This window comes from Nocardiopsis sp. NPDC006139 (genome assembly GCF_040614155.1).
Classification (GTDB): domain Bacteria; phylum Actinomycetota; class Actinomycetes; order Streptosporangiales; family Streptosporangiaceae; genus Nocardiopsis; species Nocardiopsis changdeensis.
This window is the reverse complement of sequence record NZ_JBEXTT010000041.1, coordinates 20,543-27,422: the sequence shown is the minus strand read 5'-3', so window position 1 is coordinate 27,422 and position 6,880 is coordinate 20,543. Positions and strand designations below refer to the sequence as shown.

The 6,880-nt window shown below is 75.0% G+C and carries 7 protein-coding genes and 1 riboswitch; of the genes, 5 read left to right on the top strand and 2 right to left on the bottom strand.

All coding sequences use genetic code 11. The features are described from left to right. Together thiE and ABZ249_RS31620 are read right to left on the bottom strand one after the other, a co-directional pair. The coding region (thiE, locus tag ABZ249_RS31625) for a thiamine phosphate synthase (protein ID WP_355270049.1) at positions 1-692 on the bottom strand (692 nt) is incomplete at its 3' end. 76 nt (positions 693-768) lie between these two features. Further along, positions 769-1,128 carry an Rv2175c family DNA-binding protein gene (locus ABZ249_RS31620; protein ID WP_220559921.1) on the bottom strand — a complete coding sequence of 120 codons (360 nt, stop codon included), beginning with the start codon at positions 1,126-1,128 and terminating at the stop codon, positions 769-771. Positions 1,129-1,228: 100 nt separating this feature from the next. Then, positions 1,229-1,338: riboswitch (TPP riboswitch) on the top strand. Positions 1,339-1,371: 33 nt separating this feature from the next. On the opposite strand from ABZ249_RS31620, the gene thiO reads away from it, so the two are divergent. The 5 genes from thiO (at position 1,372) to ABZ249_RS31595 (ending at position 6,813) form a co-directional block, all read left to right on the top strand. Then, positions 1,372-2,562: a glycine oxidase ThiO gene (gene thiO / locus ABZ249_RS31615; RefSeq protein WP_355270056.1), complete on the top strand. Its 1,191-nt coding sequence runs from the start codon at positions 1,372-1,374 to the stop codon at positions 2,560-2,562. Positions 2,563-2,567: 5 nt separating this feature from the next. Continuing rightward, positions 2,568-2,783, top strand: coding sequence for a sulfur carrier protein ThiS (gene thiS / locus ABZ249_RS31610; protein ID WP_220565645.1), 216 nt, complete (start codon positions 2,568-2,570; stop codon positions 2,781-2,783). 14 nt (positions 2,784-2,797) lie between these two features. Next, the gene (locus ABZ249_RS31605) at positions 2,798-3,556 is read left to right on the top strand and encodes a thiazole synthase (protein WP_355270053.1); all 759 of its coding nucleotides are present in this window, start codon (positions 2,798-2,800) and stop codon (positions 3,554-3,556) included. Positions 3,557-4,076: 520 nt separating this feature from the next. Further along, positions 4,077-6,029: a Stk1 family PASTA domain-containing Ser/Thr kinase gene (gene pknB / locus ABZ249_RS31600; RefSeq protein ID WP_355270047.1), complete on the top strand. Its 1,953-nt coding sequence runs from the start codon at positions 4,077-4,079 to the stop codon at positions 6,027-6,029. Positions 6,030-6,150: 121 nt separating this feature from the next. Then, a complete protein-coding gene (locus ABZ249_RS31595; RefSeq protein WP_220559918.1) occupies positions 6,151-6,813 on the top strand; it encodes a response regulator transcription factor in 663 nt (220 codons plus the stop codon). The last annotated feature ends 67 nt before the right edge of the window (positions 6,814-6,880 follow it).

The window sequence follows — 6,880 nt, the reverse complement described above, 5'->3', positions numbered from 1 at the left end:
ACACATCCAGAAGCCTCACCGGGCACCCCCCGCCCAGCCCGTGCCGGCCATGTCGACGATCCGGCTGTAGTGGGCGCCGGGTCCTCGGCCTCGGTGACGGCGCGCACCACCACGATCCGGCGGGCGCCGGCGTCCAGGACCTGGTCGACGTTGTCGAGGTCGATGCCGCCGATCGCGAACCAGGGGCGGTCGGTGCCCAGGGCGGCCGCCCGCTCCACCAGCCCGGTCCCGGCCGCCGGGCGGCCCGGCTTGGTGGGCGTGGCCCAGACCGGGCCCACGCAGAAGTAGTCGCTGCCCGGCTCCTCGGCACAGGCACGGGCGGTGTCGATGTCGTTGTTGGAGCGCCCGATCAGCGGGTCGGCCCCGATGACGTCGCGGGCCATGGGCACCGGCAGGTCGCGCTGCCCCAGGTGGAGCACGTCGGCGCGCACCGCGCGGGCGATGTCGGCGCGGTCGTTGACCGCGAGCAGGGCGCCGTGGCGTTCGCACGCCTCCCGCAGCACCTCCAGGGCCGCGAGCTCCTCGCGCGCCTCCAGGCCCTTGTCCCGGAGCTGGACGATGTCCACTCCCCCGGACAGCGCGGCGTCGGCGAACTCGGCGAGATCGCCGCGCTCGCGGCGGGCGTCGGTGCACAGGTACAGAAGGGATGCGTCCAGGCGCTTGCGCAGGCTGGTTCCGTGGCTGGTCCTCACGCCCACCAGCCTAGGCCCTGGCCCCGGCGGGCCCAAGGGGGCGGGCGACGCGGGCGCGCCCACCCCGGCAGGGGCGTCAGAAGGCCAGGCTCTGGGCGCGGCGGCGCACCTCGGTGCCCCGGTTCTCGCGCATCGCCTGGATCGGGGTCCCGGGCAGCGTGTCGTCCGGCGTGAAGAGCCAGCGCAGCGCCTCCTCCGTGGAGTAGCCCGCGTCGCTGAGCAGGACCAGCGTGCCGGGCAGCCCCTTCACGAGGTCGTCACCGTCGACGAAGGCGGCCGGGATCGAGAGTTCGCCGCCGCGGACCACGCCCATGAGCCGGTTCTCGCGGATGAGCGTCTTGATGCGGTTCGGGCTCACGCCCAGAGGCGCGGCCGCCTCCTTGAGGGTCAGCCACTCGCCGACCAGGGTGTCGAGATTGGTATCGCTAGATGTCACCCCACCAATCTGCCACAGGCCCGGTCCCGCGGACACCACGCACGCCGCGGACACCGGCTCCGGCCCCCGGATCGGGGGGCCGTAGTATGTGGGGCGAACACAGACGTCCCGCGGGAGCCGGGTGGACCCGGCTGAGAGGGGGGCTGCCGCCCCCGACCGCACGAACCTGATCCGGATCATGCCGGCGAAGGGAGCGGAGGCAGCACCGTGCGCACCCCTGAGACCGAACGCCGCCCCGACACGATTCGTCCTACCTCTGGGGGGCCGGAGGGCGGCCACGGCGTCGTCGTGGTCGGCGGCGGCCTGGCCGGCCGCGTGACCGCCTGGCGGGCGGCACAGGCCGGGCACCGGGTCACCCTGGTCGAACCCGACCCCGTCACCGACCCGGCCGGGGCCCGGGCCGCGTCCACCGTCGCGGCGGGCATGCTCACGCCGGCCACCGAGGCGGTGTTCGGCGAGGAGCCCCTCATGGAGTTCGGCATCCGGTCGGCCGCCCTGTACCCGGACTTCGTCGCCGAACTGGAGGCCGCGAGCGGGCTCGGCGTCGGCTACCGCACCACCGGAACACTGCTGGTCGGCTTCGACGCCGACGACATGGCGGTCCTGGACCGCCTGCACGATCTCCAGAAGCGCCTGGGGGTGGAGACCGAGCGCCTGAGCGGCCGGGAGTGCCGGCGGCTGGAGCCGATGCTGGCCCCCGCGGTGCGCGGCGGCGTGCTCGCCCCCCGGGACCACTCGGTGGACCCGCGCCTGCTGCTGCGCGCCCTGGCGGTGGCCGGGGAGCGCGCCGGGGCCGCGGAGGTCCGCGGTCGTGTCACGGCCGTGCGCTCGCCCGGCGCCGGGGGCGCCCGGCTGGGCGCGGTCCTGGACGACGGCCGGGAGCTGCCCGCCGACCAGGTGGTGGTCGCCGCCGGGTGCTGGAGCGACCGGATCGACCTGCCCGAGCCCGTCGTGCCGCCGCTGCGCCCGGTCAAGGGGCAGCTGCTGCGCACGCGGGTGCCCGCCGGGGAGCCTCCCCTCGTGGAGCGGACGGTGCGCGGCCTGGTCCGGGGCTTCCCCGTCTACCTGGTGCCGCGCGCCGACGGCGAGATCGTCATCGGCGCCACCCAGGAGGAGCTGGGCTACGACACCTCCCTGACGGCGGGCGGGCTGTGGCAGGTGCTCCGGGACGCCCGCGAGCTGGTCCCCGGCGTGACCGAACTGGAGGTCACCGAGACCTGTGTGGGCCTGCGCCCCGGCTCCCCGGACAACGAACCCCTGCTGGGCCCCACCCGGGTCCCCGGCCTGCACCTGGCCGGGGGGCACTTCCGGCACGGGGTGCTGCTGACCCCGGTCACCGGCGAGGTCATGGCCCGTGCCCTGACCACCGGGACCCTGCCCGAGTACGCGGAGCGGTTCGCCGCCGACCGCGCAGGCGAGACGACGTGGAAGTGAGAGTTGTGGAGCTGATCGTCAACGGCGACCGCCGCGAGGCCGCCGACACCACCACGGTCGAGGAGATCGTGCGCGACCTGACCGCCGCCGACGGCGGCGCCATCCCCGGCGGCATCGCCGTCGCCGTCAACGACGAGGTGGTGCGCCGCGCCGCCTGGGCCGGTACCCGGCTGGGCGCGGGCGACCGCGTCGACGTCCTCACCGCCGTCCAGGGGGGCTGACCGTGACCGAGCACATCGACGACCCCCTGGTCATCGCCGGGGTCTCCTTCGGGTCCCGGCTCATCACCGGCACGGGCGGCGCGCCCTCGCTGGAGGTCCTGGAGGAGGCCCTGACCACCTCCGGCACCGAGCTGACCACCGTGGCCATGCGCCGGGTCACCCCGGGCGCCCGCGGCTCGGTCTGGGACGTGCTGGAGCGCAACGGGATCCGCCCGCTGCCCAACACCGCCGGGTGCTTCACCGCGGCCGACGCGGTGCGCACCGCCCGGCTGGGCCGGGAGGCGCTGGACACCGACTGGGTGAAGCTGGAGGTCGTGGCGGACGAGCACACGCTGCTGCCCGACCCGGTGGAGCTGCTGGAGGCCGCCGAGCGGCTGGTGGACGAGGGGTTCACCGTGCTGCCCTACACCAACGACGACCCGGTGCTGGCCCGCCGGCTGGAGCAGGTCGGCTGCGCGGCGGTGATGCCGCTGGCCGCGCCGATCGGCTCGGGGCTGGGCATCCGCAACCCGCACAGCCTGGAGCTGATCGTGGAGCAGGCCGGGGTCCCCGTGATCGTGGACGCCGGGATCGGCACCGCCAGCGACGCCGCCCTGGCCATGGAGCTGGGCTGCGACGCGGTGCTGCTGGCCAGCGCGGTGACCCGCGCCGAGGACCCGGTGCTCATGGCCCGGGCGATGCGCGACGCGGTCCGCGCCGGGCGCGCCGCCCGGCTGGCGGGGCGCATCCCCGTGCGGCGGCACGCCCGCGCCTCCTCCCCGGCCGCCGACTGAGCGGAACCCCGATGCGCGCGGGCCCCGCCTCCGGCGAGGCGGGGCCCGCCGGAAGAGACCTCGAACACGTGGGGACCGGGTCCCTTCCGTGATCATGCGAGCGATCCGGAACCGAATGCGCTCGGCGAGCGACGAAGATACACGGGGGACGCGGTCACCGACCGGCGGTCCGGCTCAGGCCGGAGCGCACCGCACCGACCCGGCCGCACACGGCGTCATCGCTGGTCAGAGCACTGACCGGGGGCCATCGGGAAGGCCACCGGTGCGGCGGCACCGCGGCGTTGCCCCCATCCCCTACCGTGAAGAGGGGTGCGCACCGCCCGGAAGCGGGGCCCGGCGCACCCCAGGACGACCCAGGACCGCACGCCCCACCCCCCGTGGAGCAGGGGCGGCGCGGCCGTGAACCGCGGGGCAGACCCGGGACGGGCTTCCGCTATCGTGTCGGTTCGACACCCGGTGTCGGGTACGCGCCACCGACCGCGACAGCCCGCGCTCCCCGCAGCAAGGACACTACTCCGCCGTGGACATGACGACTTCCGACCCGCTCGTGGGCGCCACTCTGGACCAACGCTACTTCGTGGAGTCCAGGATCGCCGGAGGCGGGATGGCGACCGTCTACGTCGCCCACGACCTGAGGCTGGACCGCCGGCTGGCGTTGAAGGTCATGCACCCTTCGCTGGCCCAGGACCCCACCTTCGTCCAGCGCTTCATCAACGAGGCGCACTCCGTCGCCAAGCTCTCCCACCCCAACGTCGTCCAGGTCTTCGACCAGGGCGAGGACCGGGGGCACGTGTTCCTGGCGATGGAGTACGTGCCGGGGCGCACCCTGCGCGCCCTGCTCAAGGAGCGCGGGCGGCTGTCCGCCCGCGACGCGCTCCAGGTGATGGCGCCGGTGCTGGCCGCGCTGGGCGCCGCCCACCAGGCCGGCATGGTGCACCGCGACATCAAGCCCGAGAACGTGCTCATCACCGAGGACGGCCGGATCAAGGTCGCCGACTTCGGCCTGGCGCGCGCGGTGGAGCAGTCCACCCAGGGCCTGACCCGCACCGGGACGCTCATGGGCACCGCCGCCTACCTGGCGCCGGAGCAGATCGAGCGGGGCACCGCCGACGCGCGCACCGACGTGTACGCGGCCGGGATCATGCTCTACGAGCTGCTCACCGGCAGCCAGCCGCACACCGGCGAGACGCCCATCGCGATCGCCTACCAGCACGTCAACGAGGACGTCCCGCGTCCCTCGCACTTCCTGCCGGGCCTGCCGCCGGAGGTGGACGCCCTGGTCACCAAGGCCACCGAGCGCGACCCCCGCTACCGGCCGGGCAACGCCGGGCAGTTCCTGGCCAAGGTGCTGGAGGTGCTGCACCGGCTGCCGCAGACCCCGGAGACGGGCGGCCCGCTGCCCCCGGTCGCCCCGGCGGCCGCCGCGACGGCGGCCGTCACCGCCCCGCAGCTCATCGCGGGCGGGGCCGGGCCCGGGACCGAGAACGCCACCATGGTCGTGGAGATGGGCCCGGGCGCCCCCTACCGCGATGACGACGACTACGCGGACGACTACCCCGGGGACGGCCCCCCGGGCCGGCGCCGCGGGGTGCTGCTGGGCGCGGGCGCCGCGGCCCTGGCCCTGATCGTGTTCGTCGCCGGGTGGTGGTTCCTGGTCGGGCGGTTCGAGGAGGTGCCCGAGGTCGTCGGCGCCGAGCAGGAGGCCGCCTGCGCCGCGGTGCGCGACGCGGGGCTGAAGTGCCTGGTGGCCGACGAGGCCGTCTACAGCGACGAGGCGGCGGGAACCGTCGGCGCGGTGGACCCCGAGGCCGGCGAGCGGCTCTCCCCCGGCGACGAGGTGACCATCAGCCTGTCCAAGGGGCCGCGCGAGGTCGAGATGCCGGACTTCAAGGGCGAGGACATCTCCAACGCGCTCAAGGAGATGGAGGAGCTGGGGTTCGCCCCGGAGAACCTGGAGCAGAACGTCGTCGACGCCGAGGACGTCCCGCCGGGCCAGGTCATCTCCACCGACCCGGAGCCCGGGCAGGTCGCCGACCGGGAGTCGACCGTCACCTTCGAGGTGAGCCGCGGCATCGACGTCCCGCCGGTGGCCGGGCAGAAGGCCGAGGACGCCGAGCGGACGCTGACGGAACTGGGCCTGACGGTGAACATCGTCGAGGTCGAGAGCGACAGCGTCGACGAGGGCCTGGTGATCAGCCAGAACCCCGACACCGGCGCCACCCTGAGCGCGGGCAGCGTGGTCGAGCTGACCGTCTCCACCGGTCCGCCGGGGGTGGACATCCCCAACGTCGTGGGCATGAACGTCCGCGACGCCAAGGAGGAGCTGGAGGAGGCCGGGTTCAAGGTGAAGGTGGAGCGCATCCTGGGCGGCCGGATCGTCGCGGAGCAGTCGCACACCGGCAGGGCGCCCGAGGGCACCGAGATCACGCTCACCGCGACCCCCTTCGCGTTCGAGGGCGAGGACGACGACTGACCCGGTACGGGTGAGGTGTGAGGGGCGGCGCGCCGGAGCGCCGCCCCTCCCGCGTCCGGGGCCCGGCCGGGTGCGGACGCGCGGGGGGCGTCACGGACCGGGGCGGGATAGGGTCACCGCCATGGAGAGCAGTGAGGACATCCGGGTCCTGGTCGTGGACGACCACCCCATGTGGCGCGACGCGGTCGCACGCGACCTCGACGAGGCCGGGCTGACCGTGGTCGGCACGGCGGGCGACGGCGCGAAGGCGCTGCGGATCGCCCCCGCGGCCCGGCCCACCCTGGCCATCGTCGACCTGCACCTGCCGGACATGACGGGGGTCGAGCTGACGGCGGGCCTGACGGCCCTGGCCGAGCCTCCCCGGGTGCTGGTGCTGTCGGCGAGCGGGGCCGGGGACGACGTGCTGGCCGCCGTGAAGGCCGGGGCCACCGGCTACCTGGTCAAGTCGGCGGGCCGCGACGAGCTCCTGGACGCGGTACGGCGGGTGCACCGGGGCGAGGCCGTCTACACCGCGGGCCTGGCCGGGCTGGTGCTGGGCGAGTACCGCAGGCTCTCGTCCTCGCGCGAGCGCGACGCCGACGACGGCGCCCCGGCGCTGACCCCGCGCGAGACCGAGGTGCTGCGCCTGGTCGCCAAGGGGCTGGCCTACAAGCAGATCGCGGAGCGGCTGTCGATCGCCCACCGCACGGTGCAGAACCACGTGCAGAACACCCTCACCAAACTGCACCTGCACAACCGGGTCGAGCTGGTGCGCTACGCCATCGACCGCGGCCTCGACGACTGACCCGGCGCGGGTCGGGGGACGGGCCCCGAAAGGACCGCGCGACGGGGCCCTCCGGACGGCGCAAAGC

Bases quoted from the DNA above. Each gene is read 5' to 3' on its own strand.
- ABZ249_RS31595 (WP_220559918.1), top strand. From the start codon at position 6,151: ATGGAGAGCAGTGAGGACATCCGGGTCCTGGTCGTGGACGACCACCCC.